Annotated in this window: 26 protein-coding genes and 1 tRNA gene; 13 read left to right on the top strand and 14 right to left on the bottom strand. The window is 31.2% G+C overall.

Translation table 11 applies throughout. From position 1 onward, the window contains the following. Positions 1–2 precede the first annotated feature (2 nt). From nqrE to IEW41_RS04095, 5 genes are all read left to right on the top strand, one after another. Positions 3–716: an NADH:ubiquinone reductase (Na(+)-transporting) subunit E gene (gene nqrE, locus IEW41_RS04115; RefSeq protein WP_188605063.1), complete on the top strand. Its 714-nt coding sequence runs from the start codon at positions 3–5 to the stop codon at positions 714–716. Between the two features lie 4 nt (positions 717–720). Continuing rightward, on the top strand, positions 721–2,028 hold the full coding sequence (nqrF, locus tag IEW41_RS04110) for an NADH:ubiquinone reductase (Na(+)-transporting) subunit F (RefSeq protein ID WP_188605586.1): 1,308 nt from the start codon (positions 721–723) through the stop codon (positions 2,026–2,028). A 155-nt stretch (positions 2,029–2,183) separates the two neighbouring features. Beyond that, positions 2,184–3,053: a DUF4846 domain-containing protein gene (locus IEW41_RS04105; protein WP_188605062.1), complete on the top strand. Its 870-nt coding sequence runs from the start codon at positions 2,184–2,186 to the stop codon at positions 3,051–3,053. Between the two features lie 46 nt (positions 3,054–3,099). Then, positions 3,100–3,477, top strand: coding sequence for a DUF8840 domain-containing protein (locus IEW41_RS04100; RefSeq protein WP_188605061.1), 378 nt, complete (start codon positions 3,100–3,102; stop codon positions 3,475–3,477). Beyond that, positions 3,478–4,461, top strand: a complete 984-nt coding sequence (locus tag IEW41_RS04095) for an FAD:protein FMN transferase (protein ID WP_188605060.1) — start codon at positions 3,478–3,480, stop codon at positions 4,459–4,461. Between the two features lies 1 nt (position 4,462). Here IEW41_RS04095 and IEW41_RS04090 read toward each other — a convergent pair whose 3' ends face one another. Further along, positions 4,463–5,227 (bottom strand): class I SAM-dependent methyltransferase, encoded by a 765-nt coding sequence (locus IEW41_RS04090; RefSeq protein WP_188605059.1) that lies wholly within the window; start codon positions 5,225–5,227, stop codon positions 4,463–4,465. 6 nt (positions 5,228–5,233) lie between these two features. After that, the gene (gene map / locus IEW41_RS04085; protein ID WP_188605058.1) at positions 5,234–6,052 is read right to left on the bottom strand and encodes a type I methionyl aminopeptidase; all 819 of its coding nucleotides are present in this window, start codon (positions 6,050–6,052) and stop codon (positions 5,234–5,236) included. A 122-nt stretch (positions 6,053–6,174) separates the two neighbouring features. Here map and IEW41_RS04080 point away from each other — a divergent pair, with 122 nt between their 5' ends. Further along, positions 6,175–7,446 (top strand): acetyl-CoA hydrolase/transferase family protein, encoded by a 1,272-nt coding sequence (locus tag IEW41_RS04080; RefSeq protein ID WP_188605057.1) that lies wholly within the window; start codon positions 6,175–6,177, stop codon positions 7,444–7,446. 3 nt (positions 7,447–7,449) lie between these two features. Here the strand turns inward: IEW41_RS04080 and IEW41_RS04075 are convergent, their stop codons facing one another. After that, positions 7,450–7,857 (bottom strand): BT0820 family HAD-type phosphatase, encoded by a 408-nt coding sequence (locus IEW41_RS04075; RefSeq protein WP_188605056.1) that lies wholly within the window; start codon positions 7,855–7,857, stop codon positions 7,450–7,452. 49 nt (positions 7,858–7,906) lie between these two features. Next, positions 7,907–9,427: a 2,3-bisphosphoglycerate-independent phosphoglycerate mutase gene (gpmI, locus tag IEW41_RS04070; RefSeq protein WP_188605055.1), complete on the bottom strand. Its 1,521-nt coding sequence runs from the start codon at positions 9,425–9,427 to the stop codon at positions 7,907–7,909. A gap of 262 nt (positions 9,428–9,689) precedes the next feature. Here gpmI and IEW41_RS04065 point away from each other — a divergent pair, with 262 nt between their 5' ends. Next, on the top strand, positions 9,690–10,076 hold the full coding sequence (locus IEW41_RS04065) for an ankyrin repeat domain-containing protein (protein WP_188605054.1): 387 nt from the start codon (positions 9,690–9,692) through the stop codon (positions 10,074–10,076). 42 nt (positions 10,077–10,118) lie between these two features. On the opposite strand, the gene IEW41_RS04060 is transcribed toward IEW41_RS04065, so the two are convergent. Both IEW41_RS04060 and IEW41_RS04055 read right to left on the bottom strand, forming a co-directional pair. Further along, on the bottom strand, positions 10,119–10,892 hold the full coding sequence (locus IEW41_RS04060; RefSeq protein WP_188605053.1) for a M48 family metalloprotease: 774 nt from the start codon (positions 10,890–10,892) through the stop codon (positions 10,119–10,121). Positions 10,893–10,936: 44 nt separating this feature from the next. Then, positions 10,937–11,389 (bottom strand): GNAT family N-acetyltransferase, encoded by a 453-nt coding sequence (locus IEW41_RS04055; RefSeq protein WP_188605052.1) that lies wholly within the window; start codon positions 11,387–11,389, stop codon positions 10,937–10,939. Between the two features lie 80 nt (positions 11,390–11,469). On the opposite strand from IEW41_RS04055, the gene IEW41_RS04050 reads away from it, so the two are divergent. Both IEW41_RS04050 and IEW41_RS04045 read left to right on the top strand, forming a co-directional pair. Continuing rightward, positions 11,470–11,895: a GNAT family N-acetyltransferase gene (locus IEW41_RS04050; protein WP_188605051.1), complete on the top strand. Its 426-nt coding sequence runs from the start codon at positions 11,470–11,472 to the stop codon at positions 11,893–11,895. Positions 11,896–11,943: 48 nt separating this feature from the next. After that, positions 11,944–12,016: transfer RNA gene (locus IEW41_RS04045), tRNA-Gly, on the top strand. 29 nt (positions 12,017–12,045) lie between these two features. Here the strand turns inward: IEW41_RS04045 and pepE are convergent. Continuing rightward, positions 12,046–12,753 (bottom strand): dipeptidase PepE, encoded by a 708-nt coding sequence (pepE, locus tag IEW41_RS04040; RefSeq protein WP_188605050.1) that lies wholly within the window; start codon positions 12,751–12,753, stop codon positions 12,046–12,048. A 114-nt stretch (positions 12,754–12,867) separates the two neighbouring features. Between pepE and IEW41_RS04035 the strand changes: the two genes are divergently transcribed. The 4 genes from IEW41_RS04035 (at position 12,868) to IEW41_RS04020 (ending at position 16,444) form a co-directional block, all read left to right on the top strand. After that, the gene (locus IEW41_RS04035) at positions 12,868–13,686 is read left to right on the top strand and encodes a carboxypeptidase-like regulatory domain-containing protein (protein ID WP_188605049.1); all 819 of its coding nucleotides are present in this window, start codon (positions 12,868–12,870) and stop codon (positions 13,684–13,686) included. Then, complete coding sequence (locus tag IEW41_RS04030) at positions 13,673–14,479, top strand: carboxypeptidase-like regulatory domain-containing protein (RefSeq protein ID WP_188605048.1); 807 nt, start codon at positions 13,673–13,675, stop codon at positions 14,477–14,479. The genes IEW41_RS04035 and IEW41_RS04030 overlap by 14 nt, the downstream gene beginning before the upstream one ends. A 135-nt stretch (positions 14,480–14,614) precedes the next feature. After that, positions 14,615–14,860 carry a Sec-independent protein translocase subunit TatA/TatB gene (locus IEW41_RS04025; RefSeq protein WP_229660159.1) on the top strand — a complete coding sequence of 82 codons (246 nt, stop codon included), beginning with the start codon at positions 14,615–14,617 and terminating at the stop codon, positions 14,858–14,860. Positions 14,861–14,944: 84 nt separating this feature from the next. Beyond that, positions 14,945–16,444, top strand: coding sequence for a S8 family peptidase (locus tag IEW41_RS04020; RefSeq protein WP_188605046.1), 1,500 nt, complete (start codon positions 14,945–14,947; stop codon positions 16,442–16,444). A gap of 154 nt (positions 16,445–16,598) precedes the next feature. On the opposite strand, the gene IEW41_RS04015 is transcribed toward IEW41_RS04020, so the two are convergent. The 7 genes from IEW41_RS04015 to IEW41_RS03985 all read right to left on the bottom strand — a co-directional run bounded on the left by IEW41_RS04015 (position 16,599) and on the right by IEW41_RS03985 (position 21,224). Continuing rightward, complete coding sequence (locus IEW41_RS04015; protein ID WP_188605045.1) at positions 16,599–17,027, bottom strand: hypothetical protein; 429 nt, start codon at positions 17,025–17,027, stop codon at positions 16,599–16,601. A gap of 61 nt (positions 17,028–17,088) precedes the next feature. Beyond that, positions 17,089–17,631, bottom strand: a complete 543-nt coding sequence (locus IEW41_RS04010) for a DUF7010 family protein (RefSeq protein ID WP_188605044.1) — start codon at positions 17,629–17,631, stop codon at positions 17,089–17,091. A 24-nt stretch (positions 17,632–17,655) separates the two neighbouring features. Further along, positions 17,656–18,297, bottom strand: coding sequence for an O-methyltransferase (locus IEW41_RS04005; protein WP_188605043.1), 642 nt, complete (start codon positions 18,295–18,297; stop codon positions 17,656–17,658). Beyond that, on the bottom strand, positions 18,297–19,379 hold the full coding sequence (locus IEW41_RS04000; protein ID WP_188605042.1) for an amidohydrolase family protein: 1,083 nt from the start codon (positions 19,377–19,379) through the stop codon (positions 18,297–18,299). The genes IEW41_RS04005 and IEW41_RS04000 overlap by 1 nt, the downstream gene beginning before the upstream one ends. A gap of 2 nt (positions 19,380–19,381) precedes the next feature. Then, positions 19,382–19,915: a 3-hydroxyanthranilate 3,4-dioxygenase gene (locus IEW41_RS03995; RefSeq protein ID WP_188605041.1), complete on the bottom strand. Its 534-nt coding sequence runs from the start codon at positions 19,913–19,915 to the stop codon at positions 19,382–19,384. A 25-nt stretch (positions 19,916–19,940) separates the two neighbouring features. Next, complete coding sequence (locus IEW41_RS03990) at positions 19,941–20,723, bottom strand: SDR family oxidoreductase (RefSeq protein ID WP_188605040.1); 783 nt, start codon at positions 20,721–20,723, stop codon at positions 19,941–19,943. Further along, positions 20,724–21,224, bottom strand: a complete 501-nt coding sequence (locus tag IEW41_RS03985) for a PsbP-related protein (protein WP_188605039.1) — start codon at positions 21,222–21,224, stop codon at positions 20,724–20,726. Positions 21,225–21,234 lie beyond the last annotated feature (10 nt).

Below are 21,234 nucleotides of genomic sequence, written 5' to 3'. Positions count from 1 at the left end.
ATATGGAATATATAGAATTATTTTTAAAATCAATATTTATAGATAACATGGTATTTGCAACATTCTTAGGAATGTGTTCTTACCTAGCAGTATCTAAAAAAGTAACAACAGCAGTTGGTCTAGGTGCAGCCGTTATCTTTGTATTAGCGATAACTGTGCCTTTAAACTGGTTACTTGATCAGTATTTATTACAACCAGGAGCGTTAAAATGGTTAGGTGCTGATTATGCAGATTACGATTTAAGCTTCTTATCATTTATCATGTTTATTGCTACTATAGCAACAATGGTACAATTAGTAGAAATTGTGGTTGAGAAATTTTCACCATCACTTTACAATTCACTTGGTATTTTCTTACCACTTATTGCAGTAAACTGTGCTATTTTAGGAGGTTCATTATTTATGCAATCTCGTGAGATTCCTACTTTAGGTTTAGCAACGGTTTACGGAATAGGTTCTGGAATAGGTTGGTTTTTAGCAATTTTAGCTATTGCGGCAATTCGCGAAAAAATCAGATATTCTAACGTGCCACCAGCATTAAGAGGATTAGGAATTACATTTATCATTACAGGATTAATGGCAATCGGATTTATGAGTTTTGGAGGTATGTTAACAGGTGGTGATGAAGCTCCAAAAGAAGAAAAAACAGTAAAGGTTGAAGAACCTAAAAATAATACTGATAAAGAGTTAGCTAACAATACAAAAGTAAACGAGTAAGATGATTTTATTAGCAGCAGGAACATTAGGAACCATAATAGCAACAGTAGTAGCTTTTTTAATAATTACCCTTTTACTGGTATCGCTTTTATTGGTAGTAAAACAAAAATTATCACCATCTGGCCCAGTAAAAATTACTATTAATGGCGAGAAAACAATTGAAGTTGCTTCAGGAGGAAGTTTACTTTCAACGTTAGGAAATAATAAAATATTTTTACCATCTGCTTGTGGTGGTGGAGGTACTTGTATTCAATGTGAATGTCACGTATTATCTGGAGGAGGCGAAGCTTTACCAACAGAAACTCCACATTTTACACGTAGTGAGTTAAAACATGGAGCACGTTTATCTTGTCAGGTAAAAGTGAAACAAGACATGGAAATCACTATTCCAGAAGAAGTATTCGGAATTAAAAAATGGGAAGCGACTGTTGTTCGTAATTATAATGTTGCATCTTTTATTAAAGAGTTTGTAGTAGAAATACCTGAAGACATGGGTTATAAAGCTGGAGGATATATTCAAATTGAAATTCCACCATGCGAAATAAAATATTCAGATATCGACATTACTGCACATCCACAAGAGCATGAAACTCCAGATAAGTTTCAAGCAGAATGGGATAAATTTAATTTATGGCCATTAATGATGAAAAACACTGAAACTGTTGAAAGAGCATATTCTATGGCTTCTTACCCAGCAGAAGGACGTGAAATTATGTTAAACGTACGTATTGCAACTCCACCTTGGGATCGTGCTAAAAACGGTTGGATGGCTGTTAATCCTGGTATTGCATCGTCATACATTTTTGCTCAAAAACCTGGTGATAAAGTAACTATTTCTGGTCCTTATGGAGAGTTCTTCATTAATGAGTCAGATTCTGAAATGCTATATGTTGGTGGTGGAGCTGGTATGGCACCAATGCGTTCGCACTTATACCACTTATTCAAAACCTTAAAAACAGGTCGTAAAGTAACCTATTGGTATGGTGGACGTTCTAAACGTGAGTTATTCTATTTAGATCACTTTAATCAATTAGAGAACGATTTCCCTAATTTTAAATTCTATTTAGCATTATCTGAACCTTTACCAGAAGATAACTGGAAAGTAAAAGAAAACATTGATGCTCCTGGAGATGGTTTTGTTGGGTTTATTCACAATTGTGTGATTGATAATTACTTAAGCAAACACGAGTCGCCAGAAGATATAGAGTTGTATTTCTGTGGACCTCCATTAATGAATCAAGCGGTTCAAAAAATGGGTGAAGACTTCGGAATTCCAGACGAACATATCAGATTTGATGACTTTGGAGGATAATCTTCAGTACATATAAAATCAAACCCAATACGAAAGTGTTGGGTTTTTTCGTTACAATAATTATGAAATGCCCATTTAATGAAATGCGCCAAACCCACTAGAATTATAATTTGGGCATTGCATCTGACCATTAAAAAACAAATAAATATTATCAGATGAAAAAGCTAATTCTTATTTTATCTCTACTTTCAGTATTTGTAATTGTTGCTTATCAATTTAAACCTGTTAAGCAAGCAACCAATATGATTGTTGGTTCTATTGAAAAGACCAATCATATTAATGAAGATAGTCTAACTATAAAAAGTAGAGTAAATATTCCTGAAGGTTATAAACGTGTAGATTACCCAAAAGGATCATTTGAAGAGTATTTGCGTAATTATAAGCTGAAAGCGTATGGCTCAAAAATTATTAATTATGATAATACTGATTATTTTTGGCAAGGTGGACATATTGGTATTTTAGAAATTCCAGTACCTTCAAATGGGCTGCAACAATGTGCTGATGCACTTATTAGAATTAGGAGCGAATACCTTTGGGATAATAATAGAAAAGACGAGATAGGCTTCAACTTTACAAGTGGTGATTATTGCTCTTGGGATAAATATGCAGATGGCTATCGACCTATTATTAATGGTAATAAAGTAACATTTAGTAAATCTGCATCTAAAAACGAATCTAAAGCTAATTTTTATAATTATTTGAACCTAATTTATATGTATGCAGGAACATTATCACTTTATAATGAATTGCCAAAAATTAATGATGCTAAACAATTAAAACTAGGTGACATGCTTATAAAAGGAGGCTCTCCAGGGCATATTGTAATGATTTGTGATGAAGTAATAAATGATAAAGGAGAGAAATTATTTCTTTTGTTTCAAGGTAATACACCTGCACAAAATGTACATCTAGTTAAGAATCTAGTAGACACTACAATTTCACCATGGTATAAATTAGAAAAAGATGCTGTAATACCAGTTTCTAATTATACGTTTTACGACTCTAAATTTGTGAGATTTAAATAAACCAAACAAAGTAAAAAAACTTTTTATCATTTTGTACTTTTGCATTATGAGCAAACCACTTACAGAACAAGAACTTCACAACCTTGCAATGAATCATGTTGGTAAGGATTTAGAGCAACGAGGTTTTGAATTTATAGCTATAAATAGTAAACTTAAAAAGCACCCACAATTTGTGTGTATAGATAAAAACAAACAATATTTTTTTGTCATTGTTAAAGTGGTTATCCTACCAGAAAACCCAAACAATTATGATGTAATTTGGATGGAATCTTTTAAAAAGCATGCGAGAGATAAAGATGCTAAAGTATTATATGCTGGCGTTGGTTTAGGAAATCCAAATGGAGAAGATTTGCCAATATATTTAAACGAAGACTATTTAATTGAATATAACGGAATACAAGTTGTAGAAACTAATCTGAATTAAATGAGACATTTTTTATTTACACTTTTATTATTAATTGTTTTTAGTTGTAAACAAGATCAGAAGAATACAAAGCTAACTGGTGATGTATTTGGTACAACATATTCAATTCAGTATTACTCTGAAGAGAGTGACGATTTTCAACAACAAATAGACAGTTTATTTTATGTGATTAATAAATCGATGTCTACATATCAAACCAATTCAGATATATCAAAACTAAATAGAAACGAATCAGTTGAGGTTGATGAACATTTTAAAAAAGTATTTTCGGCTTCACAAGTGATTTATGAAGCTACAGAAGGTGTTTTCGATCCAACTATAGGTGTTTTAGTTAATGCTTGGGATTTTGGGCCTGAAGGAAAAATAATCAGCTTAGATAGTCTTAAAATAGATAGCTTAATGCTTTCTGTTGGATTAAATAAAGTAAAGTTAGTTGATAATACAATTATTAAAGAAAACACAAATACATTTATAGACTTTAATGCTATTGCTAAAGGTTATGGAGTTGATGTTATTGCTGATTTTTTAGAAAGCAAAAATATTGAGAATTATATTGTAGAAATTGGTGGTGAAATTAGATGCAAAGGTACAAATATTGAAAAACAAAAACCTTGGAAAGTAGGTGTAGAGATGCCTCATTTTGATGGTACACAATCTATAATGAAAGCAATTTCGCTTCACAACGAATCAATGGCTACTTCTGGAACTTACAGAAAATTTAAAACCGACAGTTTAGGTAATCGATATTCACATATTATAGATACAAAAACGGGTTATCCGAGTAAAACCAATTTATTGAGCATTTCAGTTATTACCAGTAATTGTATGACTGCTGATGGTTATGCGACTGCTTTTAAAGCCATGGGAATAGAAAAGGTGAAAGACTTTTTAAAAACGCATCCAGAATTGAAAGTGTTTTTAATTTTTGAAAACGAAAATAAAGAGTTAGAAACACTGTCTTTAAATGGATTTCCAGAGAATTAAACTATTTGTAAACCACAGGAATAATTTCGCCTTTGGCAAGACAGAATTTTGCAACATCTTCTTTTGAAAGTTTAGAAGTGTAATCTACTTCATCAACTTTAAAACCAATACGTCTAAGTTTATTAAAATAATCACGACCATAAACTCTAACATGGTCATATTGTCCAAAAATTTTAGCGCGTTTTTTTTTATCTGTAATAGAATCGTCTTCAAAGGTTTTTTCTCTATTTAAATCTTGCGGAATTTGAAAAATTCCCATACCTCCAACTTTCATCACACGATACAATTCTTGCATAGCCTTAGTATCATCAGGAATATGTTCTAATACATGATTACATAGTATAAAATCAAATTCATTATCATTAAATGGAAGATTGCAAATATCTGCTTTTACATCTGCGATTGGAGATAACAAATCTGTTGTAGTATAATCTAAATTACTAAGCTTTTTAAATCGTTTTAAAAAACATTGTTCTGGGGCAAAGTGTAATACTTTTTTTTGTGCAGAAAAAAAATCAGTTTCATTTTTTAGAAACAACCAAAGTAAACGATGACGTTCTAAACTCAATGTAGATGGCGATAGTACATTGTTACGTTGTTTACCATAACCATAAGGTAAAAAAGACTTAAAGCTTTTGCCATCAATAGGGTCAGTAAATGTATTGCCTTTTAAAAAAAATGCTAAAATAGGACGAGCTACATAACTTAACCTAATCAGTAAAGGTCTTGGAATTGTATTAAGAATAAGTTTGAAAAGCTTTTTCATTTACTATTAAAGCACTAATGCTTTTTGGCGAAATTCATCTTCTTCATTAGATGTAATACCTAAAGCTTCATAAACATATGCAAACGTCGATAAGATTTCTGGTTTTCCGTCAACAATAGCCACATCGTGTTCAAAATGAGCACTAGGTTGTCCATCTAAAGTAACAATTGTCCAGCCATCGTTAAGTTGCTTTACTTTATGAGTTCCCATATTTATCATAGGCTCAATAGCTACAACCATACCTTCAATAAATTTTTTACCACGTCCTCGTTTACCATAATTTGGCATTTCAGGATCTTCATGCATTTTCTTTCCTAATCCATGACCTACAAGTTCTCTTACTACACCATAGCCTTGAGCTTCGCAGTAATTTTGTATAGCAAAACCAACATCGCCAACTCTGTTTCCAACTTTTAGTTCTCGAATTCCTAAATACAACGATTCTTTAGTTACTTGAAGTAATTTTCGAGTCTCTGGAGCTACTTCTCCTATTTCAAATGTATAGGCATGATCACCATAAAATTCGTTTTTTATAGCACCACAATCAATTGATACAATATCACCTTCTTTAAGTGGAACATTGGTTGGAAGTCCATGTACTACAGCTTCATTAGTACTACAAAGTAACGTTGAAGGGCAATCATACAAACCTAAAAAACCAGGTATTGCACCTTGTTCTCTTATGAATTCTTCAGCCATTTTATCCAATTTGGATGTGGTTACTCCTGGCTTCACTTCTTTGGCTAACATTCCTAATGTTTTAGAAACTACCAATGCACTTTCGCGCATTAATTCAATTTCTTCTCTTGTTTTTACTATAATCATGCTTAAAAAATATTGGCAAAGATACTTAAAATAAAAATTGTAATCTTTTATTATCAAAACATGATTTTCGACAGTTTTTAAACGGTTTTTAATAAATAATTTTGCTGCTTAAATCAATTATTATGTACTCACCTGTAAGTGCTGAAGAAGCAGTAAAAGTTATAAAATCAAACAATCGTGTTTATATTCATGCAGCAGCAGCTGCGCCTCAAGCGTTAATAAAAGCGATGGCTAATCGGCATGAAGAATTAAGAAATGTTGAGGTTTGTCAATTACATACTGAAGGCGAAGCGCCTTATGCAAATCCAGAATTAAAAAACAGCTTTCATGTAAATTCTTTTTTTATAGGTAAAAATGTTAGACATACTATAAAGGCTGGAAACGGATCATACACTCCAGTGTTTTTAAGCGAATTGCCATTATTGTTTAAACGTAATATTATTGATTTAGACGTTGCATTAATTCAAGTATCTGTTCCAGATAGACATGGTTATTGTTCTTTGGGAGTTTCGGTTGAAGCAACATTAGCAGCTATAGATAACGCAAAATATGTTATAGCTCAAGTAAATAAATATATGCCAAGAACTCATGGTGCAGGAATTATTCATGTTTCTGAAATTGATGTGTTTGTTGAAAGTAATGAGTTGTTACCAAGTCATAATATGCCTGAACCAACTGAAATTGAAAATAAAATAGGAGATTATGTGGCTAATTTAATTGAAGATAGAAGTACACTTCAAATGGGAATTGGTAGTATACCAAATGCTGTATTAACTCGCCTAACTAATCATAAAGATTTAGGGTTACATACAGAAATGTTTTCTGATGGTGTTATTGATTTAATTTTAAAAGACGTTGTAAATGGTAATTATAAGTGTATTAATCGAGGACGAGCATTAGCCACTTTTTTAATTGGCTCTCAAAAATTATATGATTATGTTGATGATAACCCGTTTATAGAAATGCGTGCTTCTAATTATGTTAATGATGTATCTATTATAAAACAAAATCCAAAAATGGTTGCTATTAATTCGGCAATTGAAGTTGATGTTACAGGTCAGGTTTGTGCAGACTCTATAGGTCCAAATATGTATTCTGGAGTAGGAGGACAAATGGATTTTATTAGAGGAGCTTCATTAAGTGAAGGAGGTAAGGCTATAATTGCATTACCATCAGTAACAAGCAAAGGAATAAGTAGAATAGTGCCATCTTTAAAGCCAGGAGCAGGAGTTGTTACTACAAGAGCTCATGTGCATTATGTGGTAACTGAATATGGAGTGGCTAATTTATATGGAAAAACTATAAAAAATAGAGTGAAAGCCTTGGTAGATATTGCTCATCCAGATCATAGAGAGTCTATTGATAAACACTATTTTGAACTTGTAAGAGGATAAAGATTATTTAAAAAAAGAGAAGAATCCTTTTTTCTGATTTTCTTTGATGTTTGGCTTCTCGTTAGTAATCATTTGGTAAACTTCTCCCCAACCAAGAATGCCACCAATGTTTCTATCGTCAATATATAAGTCAGCATATATTTTGCGGCTTTTGCTATAGTCAAACTTTTCTTCAGGGAAACTTTTGTTTACTGCATAAAAAACGATGCCATTGTCTTCGCAAAATTTAACAGCTTCATCAAGTTTTTTACCACTTCTATAAGTCCATAGTATTAAACGATGCCCTTCATCTTGTAAACGCTTTAATGTTTCGAAAGCGAAAATACGTGGTTTACCAACTTTTGGATATGCGTCTTCAACGATAGTTCCATCAAAATCTATTGCAATAATTAATTTGTCCTGAAAGTTCATTGATTAATTTTTATGATGCTAAAATACAATAATTATCTATGTTTGAAGATTAATCAATTAAAGCCTGTCTTGTCATTAATTTTGGTTGTTGTACTCCCATAAGTTTTAATATTGTTGGAGCTATATCACCCAAAACGCCATCATTTATATGTTTTAATTCGTTATCAATTAAAATTACAGGAACAGGATTGGTCGTATGTGCAGTATTTGGCGATCCATCAGGATTTATCATTGTTTCGCAATTACCATGATCTGCTATAAGAATAGTTGTGTAATTATTTTCTAACGCAGTTGTAACAACATCTTTAACACAAATGTCTACTGCTTCACATGCTTTAATTGCAGCTTCCATAACTCCAGTATGACCTACCATATCACCATTTGCAAAATTAAGGCAAACAAAATCTACATCGCCTTTTACTAGTTCTGGAACTAAAGCATCTCTAAGTTCGTAAGCACTCATTTCTGGTTTTAAATCATAGGTTGCAACTTTTGGTGAGTTTCTTAAAATTCTAGTTTCTCCTTTAAAAGGTAATTCTCTTCCTCCTGAAAAGAAAAATGTAACGTGTGGATATTTTTCAGTTTCAGCAATACGAATTTGTTTTTTATGATGTTTTTCTAAAACTTCACCTAATGTTTCTGTTAGATTATCTTTTTCAAAAACAACTTTAATATTTGAAAAGCTTTCATCATAATTAGTCATGGTTACATAATACAAATTAAGCTTATGCATATTTTGTTCATGAAAATCATTTTGAGTTAAGGCTTCGGTAAGCTGACGACCTCTATCTGTTCTAAAGTTGAAAAAGATAACAACATCACCATCTTTAATATTTGCAATAGGTTGGTTGTTACTATCTGTCATTATGATGGGTTTTATAAACTCATCAGTAATATCATTTTTATAACTTTTTTTTACGGATTGTGTAGCGTTGTTTGATAGTTCTCCAATACCATTTACCAATGCGTCATAAGCTAACTTAATTCGTTCCCAACGTTTATCTCTATCCATTGCATAATAACGCCCTGTAATTGATGCTAGTTTTGTGTTAGAATTTTTAATATGTTCTTCAAGTGCAGTTACAAAGCCAAAACCAGATTTTGGATCTACATCTCTTCCATCGGTAAAAGCATGTACAAATGTGTTTCGCACACCATAATCTTCTGCTGCATCTAGTAAACCTAATAAATGATCAATATGAGAATGTACGCCACCATCACTTAGTAGGCCTAAAAAATGAACAGGCTTATTATTAGATTTAGCATATTTAAAAGCATCAATAAGCACAGGTTCATTAGCTAATGTTTTGTTTTTAACTGCAAGGTTGATTTTAGCTAAATCTTGATAAACTATTCGTCCAGCACCAAGATTCATATGTCCAACTTCGCTGTTTCCCATTTGTCCTTCTGGTAAGCCTACGTGCAAACCATCTGTTCTTAAAGTTGCATGTGGATACTTAGTATATAAGGAGTCTATAAAAGGTGTATTAGCATTATCAATTGCAGAAACTTTTGGGTCTGGAGATAAACCCCATCCATCAAGAATCATAAGAATAACTTTTTTATTCATGGTGAATTACATTTAATGTCAAAGATAAAAGTTTAATAAACTAATAACTTTAAAGAAGAGTACAAAATGTTTAAAATTATGGTAAAATTAATATTACTCAAATTGTTTGTTATGGTAATTGTTGAATTTTTGATACTCTTAACATATTTGTTTACAATTAGTTAAATAAATGTTATATATAAATTTTTCTGTAACAGTTAAGAATTAAAGTCGTCTCTTTAGTGTAATCAAATAAAAACAATCAATTTAAAAATCACTCATCATGAAAAAAACAATCGTTATTATCGCAATTGCTTTAGGGTTTTCAATGACTACTTTAAAAGCTTCGAATCAAATTACAAACTCTAACGCTACTGAGTTTGTTAAAACAAAATCATCTGTTAGCCCTTTCTGTATTTCTATCATTAAAGGCGATTTAGATACTGTAAAAAAACTAATAGAGTTTGGTGCTGATGTTAATCAAAAATCAAACGGAATGACACCAGCAATGTATGCTGCAAAGTATAACAGAGTAGAAATCCTTAAACTTTTAATAGAAAAAGGTGCCAACATCGAAAAAGAGTCTGATAAAGGTATGACTGCTTTTGACTATGCTAAATTATCTAATGCTAAAGATGCATTGTCATATTTAGAAGGTTTAGAATCTTAGTATTAAAGCAGAAAGTTTGAGTTAGTAAAAAAAGCGTTTAATTTAATTAGACGCTTTTTTATATTTCTCAATGGCTTCTTTAATTTTTTCTATTCTGTTTTCAGGGTCTGGATGTGTGCTTTGCATTTCTGGAACTCTACTCGGTCCAGCTGCAGCTTTTAATATTTTCATAACACCAATCATTTCTTCGGGATTATAACCAGCATCTAACATAAATTTTACACCAAGCTCATCACTTTCAAGTTCATCGCCACGACCATTAGTTAATAAAGTTTGTTGTCCATAACTATTAACTAATCCTCCCATATCAGCACCAACTGAAGCTCCAGTTGATAGTGTTTGCCAATATTCACTTTCAGCAATTCGTTCGGCAGAATGACGACCCAACACATGACCAATCTCATGACCTAACACTCCAGCAAGTTGGTCTCTATTTTGCAGTTTAGAAAATAAAGCATAGGTTATATAAATTTGTCCACCAGGAAGTGCAAATGCATTTATTGTATTTGGATCTGCTAATAAATGGAACTCATATTTGTAAGGTGTTTGTTTTGCTATACTTGAATTAACTAATTTTTGTCCAACATTATCAACAATAGCTTGATATTCTGAATTTGGATATAATCCTCCATATTGTTGAGCCATTTGTGGAGCACTTTGCAAACCAATTGCTATTTCTTGATCTGAAGTCATATTAATAGTTTGTACTCTACCAGTATAAGGGTTAGTTTCTTTACTGTTACATCGTTTTACAATTGCAAAAATCACGATGGCTGCACCTATTAATAGTCTTATTTTTAAATTACCGCGTCTCATTTATTAAAAAAAATTAGAGTTACAATTTACAAAAGATTTACATATTATAACTTCTTATACATTACATAATGTTTGCCAACTCCCTTAATTTCAAAAGAATCACCTATTGTTTGATAATTGTTTTTTTCGTAAAAACCAATGGCTATCTCTCTTGCGTTAAACCAAATTAATGCGCCATCTTTTAGCTTTATTTGTTGCTCGCCATATTGTAAAAGTGAGTCTCCAAAGCCAAAACCTTGATGTGACTTTAAAACTCCCATTCCTCTAAGTTGATATTGATTAGTTTCAGAAAATAATTGGTTGTTATTTAATAAAAAAGTAGCGACACCAACCAAATCATTATTAGTATAGAGTCCAAAATGTAATGTTGTTTCTAAATCGTCATTATCAAAAGCGCAATCTTCAATTGGTCGTCCTTCGCGCAAAACAGGATGCCTTACAATATAAGTTTTAACTGAAGATATTTGCTTAATTGTATAGTTAGATTCTTTTTTCATTTAGTAAAATAGTGTTGCTCAAACTTAACTAATTTATCTTTGAAGTAAATTATTTATATTCACTTAAATTTTTTACTACAATGCCATTTACATTCAAAATTATTGATAAAACGGAAATCAATTCTATTATTCCATTAATTCAGAAGCTAACCAATAATAAAAATTCTGATGAACTGTTAAAGCAACGATTTTCAGAAATGGTTACTCAAAATTATGAGTGTGCAGTTATTTATGATGGCAATAAACTTATTGGTGTTACAGGGCTTTGGTATTGTACAAGGCATTACTCAGGAAGAAGCGTTGAAGTAGATCATGTTTATATTGATGATAGCTACAGAAGTAAAGGTTTAGGGAAACAATTTTTTAATTGGCTTTACGAATATGTTAAGCAAAAAGGGTATGAAACCATGGAATTGAATACATATGTTCAAAATTATCCTTCACATAAATTTTATTACAATGAAGGCTTTCAAATACTTGGCTATCATTTTTTAAAAAAGCTTTAATTTTTTCTTTAAAATGAATACCTGTTTATATATATTTGCCTCAAGAATGCGAAAGTAGCTCAGTTGGTAGAGCGTCAGCCTTCCAAGCTGAATGTCGCGAGTTCGACCCTCGTCTTTCGCTCTAAAGCTTCACAGAAATGTGAGGCTTTTTTATTTAAGTGTATTTAACTCTGTGTTAGACTCTACTTCGTAAGGCGATTTATTGTATTCAAATATTCTTGCAGATAAACTGCCTTTTAATACAATTGATTCATCTTTAACTTGTAGCCAGCTTCCTTCTCGCAACCCAACAACTGGAGGTGAGTTAAACGCATGAAACTCTTGTATTCGTGTTTCTCTGGTTTCTCCCATATGTTTGCTATTAGGTTCTGGGTCTAAATAATGCGGATTTATATTAAAAGGAACCAAACCTAAAGTTTTAAAGCTTGGAGGATACACAATAGGCATGTCGTTAGTAGTGTTTATAGTTAATCCACAAATATTGCTTCCTGCACTTGTGCCAAGATAAGGAGTGCCATTTTGTATAACATCTTTTAAAGGCTCAATTAAATTAAATTTATATAACTGTGTTACTAAAACAAACGTATTACCACCTCCTGTAAAAATTCCTTTTGCGTTTTTTAAAGCTTCAATTGGGTTTTCAAATTCATGAATTCCTCTAGCTTTTTTTCCTATTTTACTAAAAGCTTCATTAGCTTTTTTTGTGTACTCATCATGACTTATTCCACCAGGTCTTGCAAATGGGATAAATAAAATATCATCTGTGTGTTTAAAAAAAGATTTTAATTCATCTAAAATGTATTCTAAATATCCACTACCATGAATTGTAGATGTGCTTGCTATGATTATATTTTTCATCTCGGTTAATTTGTTGTAAATTTAAGTAAAGTATCCTTTTAACAAAAGTTTAGATATGTTTTGCATTTTAATTAAGATATGAAAACCGTACTTTATCTTTTAAAACCAATTTTAATGAAAAGACTTTTACTTTTTACACTACTTTTTAGTTCCTTTTTTACAATTTCAGCACAAGATCTTGAGCGTATAGAAATTTCTGGAAAAATTGTTGTTGATAGCAATGATTTAGAAGGAATTACAGTTTATAATTCATCTTCTAATAAAGGTACAGTTACAGACGAAAACGGTAAATTTTTATTAAATGTGGCTTTAAACGATATTGTTGAATTTAGGGCGTTGCAATTTCAGGATTTTACGGTTACAATAGATGAGAACATTATTAAATCTAAAAAAATGACTGTCTTTTTGGTTGAAAAAGTAAATAAGCTAGATGAAGTTGTTATTTTACCATACGATCTTACAGGAAATTTGGCTGTAGATATAGAGAGTGTTAGAACTTTTAATCCTAATATGGATGCTATTTATTTTGGAATACAAAATTTTAGTGATTATGAGTTTCCTGACGATTATAAGTCTAAAGTGGAAAATATTGCTATGCGTGGACCAGGAAATGATATAAGATACCAAGCAGATGCCATTGCAATTATTGGTATGTTATTAAAGCCGCTTTTTAAATCTGATAAATCAAAAAAGGAGAACATTAAAGACAAAGTTCCAGATATTCCTACATCAGGATTAAGAGATTATTATAGTTCGCAGTATATACTAACCAATTTTGAAATTCCTAAAGACAAGATAGATGAGTTTATTGCTTTTGTTGAAAATAATGGTTTAGATTATAACCTACTAAAAGCAGGAAAAGAAATGCAGTTTTTAGAGTTCTTAACTCAAAAAAGCAAACAATTTTTAGAAAGCTTAGATGGGAAGCATTAGTAAACTCTTCTTTGTAATTATATTTTTATGCTTTTCTATTTCTAATGCCCAAAACATAGATGTAGAAGGTAAAGTTATTGCTCCAGATGATCTTGAAGGTATTCATATTATTAATAAAACTGCAAGCAGATTTACCATAACAAATAGTAATGGTGAGTTTATTATTCCTGCTAAACTAAATGACACTATAATAATTAGTGGAATTCAGTATCAACCCAAAGAAATTATTATAAATGCATCAATTGTAAAGTCTAAATCTGTAACTGTTTTTTTACAAGAACTTGTAAACCAATTAGACGAAGTTGTTGTTGGTAAAATATTGACAGGCGATTTATTATCTGATATTGAAAATTCTGAAGCAGAACGAGATATAAATTTTTACGATTTAGGTATTCCTGGTTATACAGGCAAGCCACTTACACAAAATGAAAGGCGGTTAAAAGAAGCATCAGATTTAAACCCAACAGTTGGTGGTTCGTTAGGTGGAGGTGGAGTAGGCTTATCACTAAACCCAATTATAAATGCAATATCAGGACGAACAAAAATGCTTAAAAATCAGGTTAAATTAGAACGACAAGACGAATGCATGTCGAAAATTATTTCTAATTTTTCAGAGTTACTTTTTAATGATAGTGATTTAGACGAAGAGCTAAGATCTGAGTTTTTTTATTTCTGTTCTGAAGATGAGAATTTTTCTAACTTATGTAAAATTAATAACCATATAGCTATATTAGAATTTCTTCAAGAAAAGCTGAACGTATATAAAGCTAATCTTCAAATAAAAAAAGACTAGCTTAGTTGTAGTTAAAGTTACTTTCCTCATTATAAAAATATTCTACATACATTATATAATCTTAACAAAACAACTTAGTATATTTGCATTGTGATACTATTAACTACATTTTTATTTATTGGTACAACCGAAATTATGTTCATACTATTTATAGTAGTCATGGTTTTTGGAGCCGATAAAATACCAGAAATTGCCAGAGGTTTAGGCAAAGGAATGCGTATGCTTAAAGATGCCTCAAACGATATAAAAAGTGAGGTGACTAAAAGTGCACATAAACATGGTATAGATACATCAGACTTCACTAAAAACTTTAAAGAAGAAGTAGACAAAGTTAAAGATGAGGTTGAAGATGCTATGGGATCTGTAAAGCGAGAGCTATAGTATATACCAATCTTCATTGATATCATTTTTCAATTAAAATATTTAATATATTTAGAATACTATTAACCATCTAAATATCATTAAATGAAAAAACTACTTTTTAAATCATTTATTCTTTTATTAATTACTATAGTTGCTTGTTCTAAAAGTGACGAAATAGTACAAGAAGAATCTGTAAATTATCAGAAAGATCCGTTAAGTATTTCTGAAATTAATAGTAAAATAAGCGAAACACTATCCACTAAAGGAAATTTTAATTGGAGTAATACAGACGCTCATTTTTTGTGGAGCGCTTTAGTTCATGGAAATAACATTTTAACCGTAGGATATGGTAGTGAAAACGAAATTTTTAGTGAAAACAGAAGTCAAAGTTTAATAAATAAAAAAGACGAATTAGTTTCGCTTATATCTAAAAATGAAAAAATAAGTAAAGACAAATTAACAATTGTTGAGCATCAAATTATAAATGTTTTTGATATTGAAGTTAAGTCAATAGAAACAATAATAGCTTTACGTAAAAGTAAGAATGTAAGATATATAGAACCTAATGGGTACAATCATTATACTAATGATCAATACCAACGGTCTAGCTCAGGATGTAGTAAAAATGGAGAAACCATAAATACTGCTCACTATACTACAATTGCTCCAAATAATGCTCAAGTATCTTGGCATTTTAACAAGCATAATATACAACAAGCTTGGAATTACAGTACTGGTTCAGGAGTAACCGTTGGATTAATTGATACTGGTGTTTCTGAATCACAGCAATTACTAAATTCAGTTGGTTTTAATGATGGTTATTCAAGTGGAAGGTTTGTACAAAAGTATGGTACTTTCATTGACTCTGCTTGGTGGTGGTCTAGTAACTATGATGGTCCACATGATAAATGTGGTCACGGAACAGCAATGGCATCGACAATTGCAGCTCCAAGAAATGATAACGGAATGCCTGTAGGTGTAGCATATAATTCAAATTTAGTTGCATATAGAGCTACAGAAGATGTTTTACTTAACGATTATCATGAACGCAAAGGAGTATCAGATGCGTTAACACAATTAGGTAATAGAAGTGATGTTAAAATCATTTCAATGTCTATTGGGTATATATGGTCAATAGGTAACATTTCAGATGCAGTAAAATATGCATACAGTAAAGGAAAATTAATTTTTGCAGCTGGAGGAACTTCAACAAGTTTTACAAATGGGTTTGGTGTTATTTTTCCAGCAACTATGAGCGAAACAGTAGCTGTTACTGGAGTAAATGATGGGTTAACTTACGAGCGTTGTGAAACTTGCCATAGTGGTGATAAAATAGATTTTACTATAATAATGGAAGGTGATAATGATACGTCTAAAGCACCACCTGTTTTAGGTTTTTATAATGGAGAAAGACGTTATACAGGTGGTTCATCTGTTGCAACTGCAACTACAGCAGGAATTGCTGCTTTGGTTTGGTCTAAATATCCAAGTTGGACAAGGACTCAAGTTTTAAATCGTTTAAAGCAATCTTCAGAATTTTATCCTAGTAGAAATAGTAGCTTTGGATATGGAAATATTGACGCATTACAAGCTGTACAATAATAACTTTTAATTCTATTTAAAATCCTCTTCAAGTTTTTTGGAGAGGATTTTTTTGTAGGTTTTTTTAAGTGTTTTATTTAGAATAGTTGCGTGGTTATATGAGAAAGCAATCTAAAATAGACAATGTCCTCTATACTGTGTCACCCACAGATTTTTATTTTATCAACTTTATATATTCATTCAATTTCGGCTGTATATACCAAACACCAATGATAAAATAGCAAATTCCAAAAAACAACCCAATTCCATTTGATTGTTTTAATTTTTCTGCTTTTTCAAATTTTATTATTGTCATTGATGTCAAAATTACTAATAAAAACATACAAATTATAGCTCCGAAATGAAAAGGCAAAATCGCATTCATATCCGAAATTCCAGATATTAATAAAGTTAATCCAATTGGAATATAAATAATCGGATATGCAATGAGTCCAATAAGAGTTATTTTATTTAGTCTTCCGCTTTCAGGGATTTTCCTATTCAGTTCAATTCCTATTGAGTAAATCCAAATCAAAAAAGGAATTCCTAAACAAAATAACCAGAACAATTCTTTCGGATTTTTACTTAAATATTCTTTTGTCATTTTTATTTTCTAGGTTTTTCTCAAATTGAGGCCAACAACCTAATATGAATTCGTTTTAACGTTATTTAGTTTGAGTTTTTTTAAAATTAAAAAACATATAACTACCAAAAACAATTTCAATTATTGCACCTGATAAAACAGACGAAAAGGCATCTGCCTTTAAAGAAAACAGAATAAAGGCAGAAATACCTAGCAAACTACCTAATAGCCAATATAATTTATTGCCATATAACGTTTGAAAGGTTAAATAACGACCTCCAATAATCATTATCATAGCTTGAAAAAACCATTCAATGTTTTGAAATGACAATAAAAGTGCAATAGGTATACACATAAGCATTAAAAAAGTGCCTTCCATTGCAAGTTTTCCCAAAGGATTGTCTTTAGAGTGCGAATCTGAAAGACCTATTAATTTATTAACTAACAGGCTTAAAGGAAAAATTAGTGCACCACCAATTAGTAGCGACCAAACTCCTGATTTAGGTGTTGCAAATACAATTATTAATGCAGAAATTAACCAAACAATCCCTGAAATTATTATACCTGTTGAACCATTTGCATAGTTTTTAGACATTTCGTTTTGTGCATCTTTTATGTTTTCCATAAATGTTTTTTTAAAATTAAAAGATTACTTTTTTCTGCTAATTGTTAATCCGTCTCTAATAGGTAGTAAAACAGTTTCTATTCTATCGTCGGTTTTTAAAAGTGTATTATAATCTAAAATAGCTTTGGTTGAAACATCTTTGTCATCAAGAGGTTCAATAACTTTTCCGTGCCAAAGCACATTATCAGAAAGTATGATGCCTCCAGGATTTAGTTTCTCAATAATTAAATGAAAATAGTTAATATAGTTTGGTTTATCAGCATCAATAAATACAAGATCAAAGGTTTTATCTATAGTAGGTATAATATCTATTGCATTGCCTAAATGTTGATGAATTTGCTTTCCATAATCAGATTTGTCAAAATACTTACGTTGAAAATCTAATAGTTCTTCATTAACATCTATAGTATGTATTTCGCCATTTTTTTGTAAGCCTTCAGCTAGACACAGTGTTGCATAGCCTGTAAAAGTGCCTAACTCTAATATGGTTTTTGGTCTTATTAATTTTGAGATTATACTTAGAACGCGACCTTGATATGGTCCACTAAGCATAATAGGTTGTAATATTTTTTGATAAGTTTCGCGAGTAAGCTGTTGTAATAATTCTGGTTCTTCTTCAGAATGAGCCACAACATAATCGTCTAGTTTTTTTGGTAAAAAGTGCATTAACTTAAAATTCGATTAATCAGTCTTTGCTTGGCAGCTTCATCATCACCACATAACCACTGTATAACGTTATCTTCCCAAATAGCATCGCGTTCATCTTCGGTAATAATATTACGTTCTATTGCTAAATCTAATATTTTACCAGGATAAGATGATTGTTGAGCACTTTCCATTTCTCCTAAAGGATAAGGGTCGTCTAATCCCATTAAAACTTGTTTTGAGGTTTGGTTTTTAATTAGTAATTGTAAACCACCAGTATCATGAACTAATGTGTCAAAAAAGATATTTTTATGCCCAACTGCTTTTCTAGGATGGTGCTTGCCTTCAAACAAATCTGGTCGTCCATCAAATCCTTGTATACGTCTTCCTAAGTTAATTTGTGCCAATTGGCCTCCATGAGCAAAGCAAGTGCGCATATTTGGGTATTTATCTTGGTAGCCATTTAAAGTTAAAAAATGATATGCATCTGCACATTGTGCTAACATCCAAATTAAATGAAAACGCCAAGAAGTATTTTCTAATTTTATGAATTTTTCACCATCATAAGGATGGATTTCTACTGCAAGATTATATTTATTAGCTAACTCAAAAATAGGTTCGTTTTCTTCATCAAAAATACAGCGCCAAGTACCAATAGTATCCATATAGTGAGTTGGTAAGCACAATAATTGCATGCCTAATTCTTCAACACAACGCTCAATTTCCCAACAAGCTCCTCTTACAAAACCTGGATGAACAACAAAACCACATGTAAACTTACTTGGGTTTTCTCTCTGAATTTTTGCATTAAAATCATTCTGAAAACGCAAGGCTTGCTTCATTTCTTCCACTCGCAAACCATTACCATATAATTGAGAAAGGTTTAAAACAACTGCATGGTCAATTTTAAAGCGTTCCATCCATGCTAGTTTTTCATCTAAAAAGAAACTAGAGTCTGTAACTGGTCGACTCCAATCTTTTTGAAGCATGAACTTTCGGTCTTTATCTACCCAAAAAATACCTTTGTCTTTCATAAACTGAGGAATTTCCTCAGGATAAGGTAGTAGGTGAGAGTGACCGTTTATTCTTAGTTTGCGTTTCATAATTAGTCTATCTGAACTTTTTTAGGTGGTTGCATTATTTCGCCACAATTAGGGCAACTGCGTTTGTCTTTATCACCATAATATTTATCAAAAATTTTAGGCATATCTGTTTCAATATTTTCTACCTTAAAATCTTCTTCGTATAATTTTGTTACACAGTTTTCGCAAAACCAAAGTAAAGCATCACGCATACCTTCAGGTCTTTTATATTCAATAACTAAACCTACTGTATTTGCACCTCGCTGAGGAGAATGTGGAACTTTAGGTGGTAATAAATAAATATCACCTTCTTTTATATGCACATCTTTAGGAGTGCCTTTATCAATAATTTTTAATACGATATCACCTTCAATTTGATAGAAAAATTCAGGTGTTTCGTTATAATGGTAGTCTTTTCTACTATTTGGTCCACCAACAACCATTACTATAAAATCGCCATCTTTCCACACAACTTTATTACCAACTGGTGGTTTTAAAAGGTGTCTGTTTTCTTCAATCCAATCTTTAAAATTTAAAGGAGATACTAAGTTGCTCATAATTCAAAAATTTTATGATATAAAGTTACAAAGATTTTGTTCGTCCACCATCAACAGGAAGGTTAATTCCGTTAATATATCCAGCGCATTCACTTGCTAAAAATACCACTGCATTAGCTATTTCCTCAGGTTCGGCAAATCGTTTTGCTGGTGTAACGTTTTTCATCATAGCTTCAGCTTGTTCGTAAGAACCATTTATTTTTTTTGCCACATTATGAAGAATTGAAGTTAGTCGTTCAGTAGCAGTAGCTCCTGGAAGTACATTATTTACTGTAATTCCAAAAGGTCCAACTTCTGTAGCTAATGTTTTGCTCCAATTTGCTACAGCACCACGAATGGTATTACTTACACCTAAGCCTTCAATAGGTTGTTTAACCGAAGTTGATATCATATTAATTATTCTACCATAACCTTCTGTTTTCATAAAAGGAATAACAGCTTGTGCTAATACGTGGTTGCACTTTAAATGCTGAATAAATGCACTTTCAAACTCGTCTAAATTTGCATCTAAAACAGTTCCAGCTTTTGGACCACCTGTATTGTTAACAAGAACATGAAACCCATGGTTTTTTGATATATAATCAGATACCTTTAATTTTAATTCTTCAGGATTAGTAAAATCTGCAACTATGTAATTATGTTTTCTCTGGCTGGGTAATTCTGCTAGTACTTCTTTTAGTTTGCTTTCATTTCTTGCAACTAAAGTTACTTGTACACCTTCTTGTGCCAATGCAATTGCTGTTGCTCTACCAATTCCTGCTGTGCTTCCGCAAACTAAAGCATATTTATTATTTAAGTTTAAATTCATTTATTTAAGTTTAAAACTATTTAAAATTTCGTTTCCTGTTTTTAAGTAAGAATCATAAGAGTTTTCTAAAGCTGTAAATGTAATTACATATATTTTGTTGTTTTTTAAAAAATATAACTGCTTAAATTTTAAATCATTATTAGCAACAAACCCACTAAAAACGATTGAGTGTGAAAAATTATCACCTTTACTCTCAATAACTTTTCCATTACTAGTATAAGCTTTGATTTGGCTTTCTGAAAGCTTTACAAATTCAGGCATAGTCATTTTTTGCTCTCCTAAATCTTGAATGACCAAGTTAATGTTTTCTCTAAATTCATCGTTTGAAGTTAGTGCAGAAAAGAGTATAAACTCTGAATCCATTTGCCCAGAAGTATCTAATTTCCAAGTGTCTGGGTAATTAATTGAGTAATCATTTTTTTCAAAAGTCAACAACTTGTCTTGACTGAAAGAAAAATTAAAAAGAAGAATTACAATAATTGATAAGAATATTTTTTTCATTGAAATTTAT

The sequence above is a fragment of the Aquaticitalea lipolytica genome, assembly GCF_014641635.1.
GTDB classification, from domain to species: Bacteria; Bacteroidota; Bacteroidia; order Flavobacteriales; family Flavobacteriaceae; genus Aquaticitalea; species Aquaticitalea lipolytica.
Note: the sequence above shows the minus strand (reverse complement) of the source record. Positions and strands in the feature narration are given on the sequence as shown.

What these genes read in the sequence shown, in the direction of transcription:
- IEW41_RS04050 (WP_188605051.1), top strand. Translation starts at nt 11,470, where the DNA reads ATGCCATTTACATTCAAAATTATTGATAAAACGGAAATCAATTCTATT.
- IEW41_RS04065 (WP_188605054.1), top strand. Translation starts at nt 9,690, where the DNA reads ATGAAAAAAACAATCGTTATTATCGCAATTGCTTTAGGGTTTTCAATG.
- IEW41_RS04005 (WP_188605043.1), bottom strand. Translation starts at nt 18,297, where the DNA reads ATGCACTTTTTACCAAAAAAACTAGACGATTATGTTGTGGCTCATTCT.
- map (WP_188605058.1), bottom strand. Translation starts at nt 6,052, where the DNA reads ATGATTATAGTAAAAACAAGAGAAGAAATTGAATTAATGCGCGAAAGT.
- pepE (WP_188605050.1), bottom strand. Translation starts at nt 12,753, where the DNA reads ATGAAAAATATAATCATAGCAAGCACATCTACAATTCATGGTAGTGGA.
- IEW41_RS04075 (WP_188605056.1), bottom strand. Translation starts at nt 7,857, where the DNA reads ATGAACTTTCAGGACAAATTAATTATTGCAATAGATTTTGATGGAACT.
- IEW41_RS04000 (WP_188605042.1), bottom strand. Translation starts at nt 19,379, where the DNA reads ATGAAACGCAAACTAAGAATAAACGGTCACTCTCACCTACTACCTTAT.
- IEW41_RS04090 (WP_188605059.1), bottom strand. Translation starts at nt 5,227, where the DNA reads ATGAAAAAGCTTTTCAAACTTATTCTTAATACAATTCCAAGACCTTTA.
- IEW41_RS04060 (WP_188605053.1), bottom strand. Translation starts at nt 10,892, where the DNA reads ATGAGACGCGGTAATTTAAAAATAAGACTATTAATAGGTGCAGCCATC.
- IEW41_RS03990 (WP_188605040.1), bottom strand. Translation starts at nt 20,723, where the DNA reads ATGAATTTAAACTTAAATAATAAATATGCTTTAGTTTGCGGAAGCACA.
- IEW41_RS04020 (WP_188605046.1), top strand. Translation starts at nt 14,945, where the DNA reads ATGAAAAAACTACTTTTTAAATCATTTATTCTTTTATTAATTACTATA.
- IEW41_RS03985 (WP_188605039.1), bottom strand. Translation starts at nt 21,224, where the DNA reads ATGAAAAAAATATTCTTATCAATTATTGTAATTCTTCTTTTTAATTTT.
- IEW41_RS04105 (WP_188605062.1), top strand. Translation starts at nt 2,184, where the DNA reads ATGAAAAAGCTAATTCTTATTTTATCTCTACTTTCAGTATTTGTAATT.
- IEW41_RS04030 (WP_188605048.1), top strand. Translation starts at nt 13,673, where the DNA reads ATGGGAAGCATTAGTAAACTCTTCTTTGTAATTATATTTTTATGCTTT.
- IEW41_RS04010 (WP_188605044.1), bottom strand. Translation starts at nt 17,631, where the DNA reads ATGGAAAACATAAAAGATGCACAAAACGAAATGTCTAAAAACTATGCA.
- IEW41_RS04100 (WP_188605061.1), top strand. Translation starts at nt 3,100, where the DNA reads ATGAGCAAACCACTTACAGAACAAGAACTTCACAACCTTGCAATGAAT.
- IEW41_RS04025 (WP_229660159.1), top strand. Translation starts at nt 14,615, where the DNA reads ATGTTCATACTATTTATAGTAGTCATGGTTTTTGGAGCCGATAAAATA.
- IEW41_RS03995 (WP_188605041.1), bottom strand. Translation starts at nt 19,915, where the DNA reads ATGAGCAACTTAGTATCTCCTTTAAATTTTAAAGATTGGATTGAAGAA.
- IEW41_RS04080 (WP_188605057.1), top strand. Translation starts at nt 6,175, where the DNA reads ATGTACTCACCTGTAAGTGCTGAAGAAGCAGTAAAAGTTATAAAATCA.
- IEW41_RS04055 (WP_188605052.1), bottom strand. Translation starts at nt 11,389, where the DNA reads ATGAAAAAAGAATCTAACTATACAATTAAGCAAATATCTTCAGTTAAA.
- IEW41_RS04095 (WP_188605060.1), top strand. Translation starts at nt 3,478, where the DNA reads ATGAGACATTTTTTATTTACACTTTTATTATTAATTGTTTTTAGTTGT.
- IEW41_RS04015 (WP_188605045.1), bottom strand. Translation starts at nt 17,027, where the DNA reads ATGACAAAAGAATATTTAAGTAAAAATCCGAAAGAATTGTTCTGGTTA.
- nqrE (WP_188605063.1), top strand. Translation starts at nt 3, where the DNA reads ATGGAATATATAGAATTATTTTTAAAATCAATATTTATAGATAACATG.
- gpmI (WP_188605055.1), bottom strand. Translation starts at nt 9,427, where the DNA reads ATGAATAAAAAAGTTATTCTTATGATTCTTGATGGATGGGGTTTATCT.
- IEW41_RS04035 (WP_188605049.1), top strand. Translation starts at nt 12,868, where the DNA reads ATGAAAAGACTTTTACTTTTTACACTACTTTTTAGTTCCTTTTTTACA.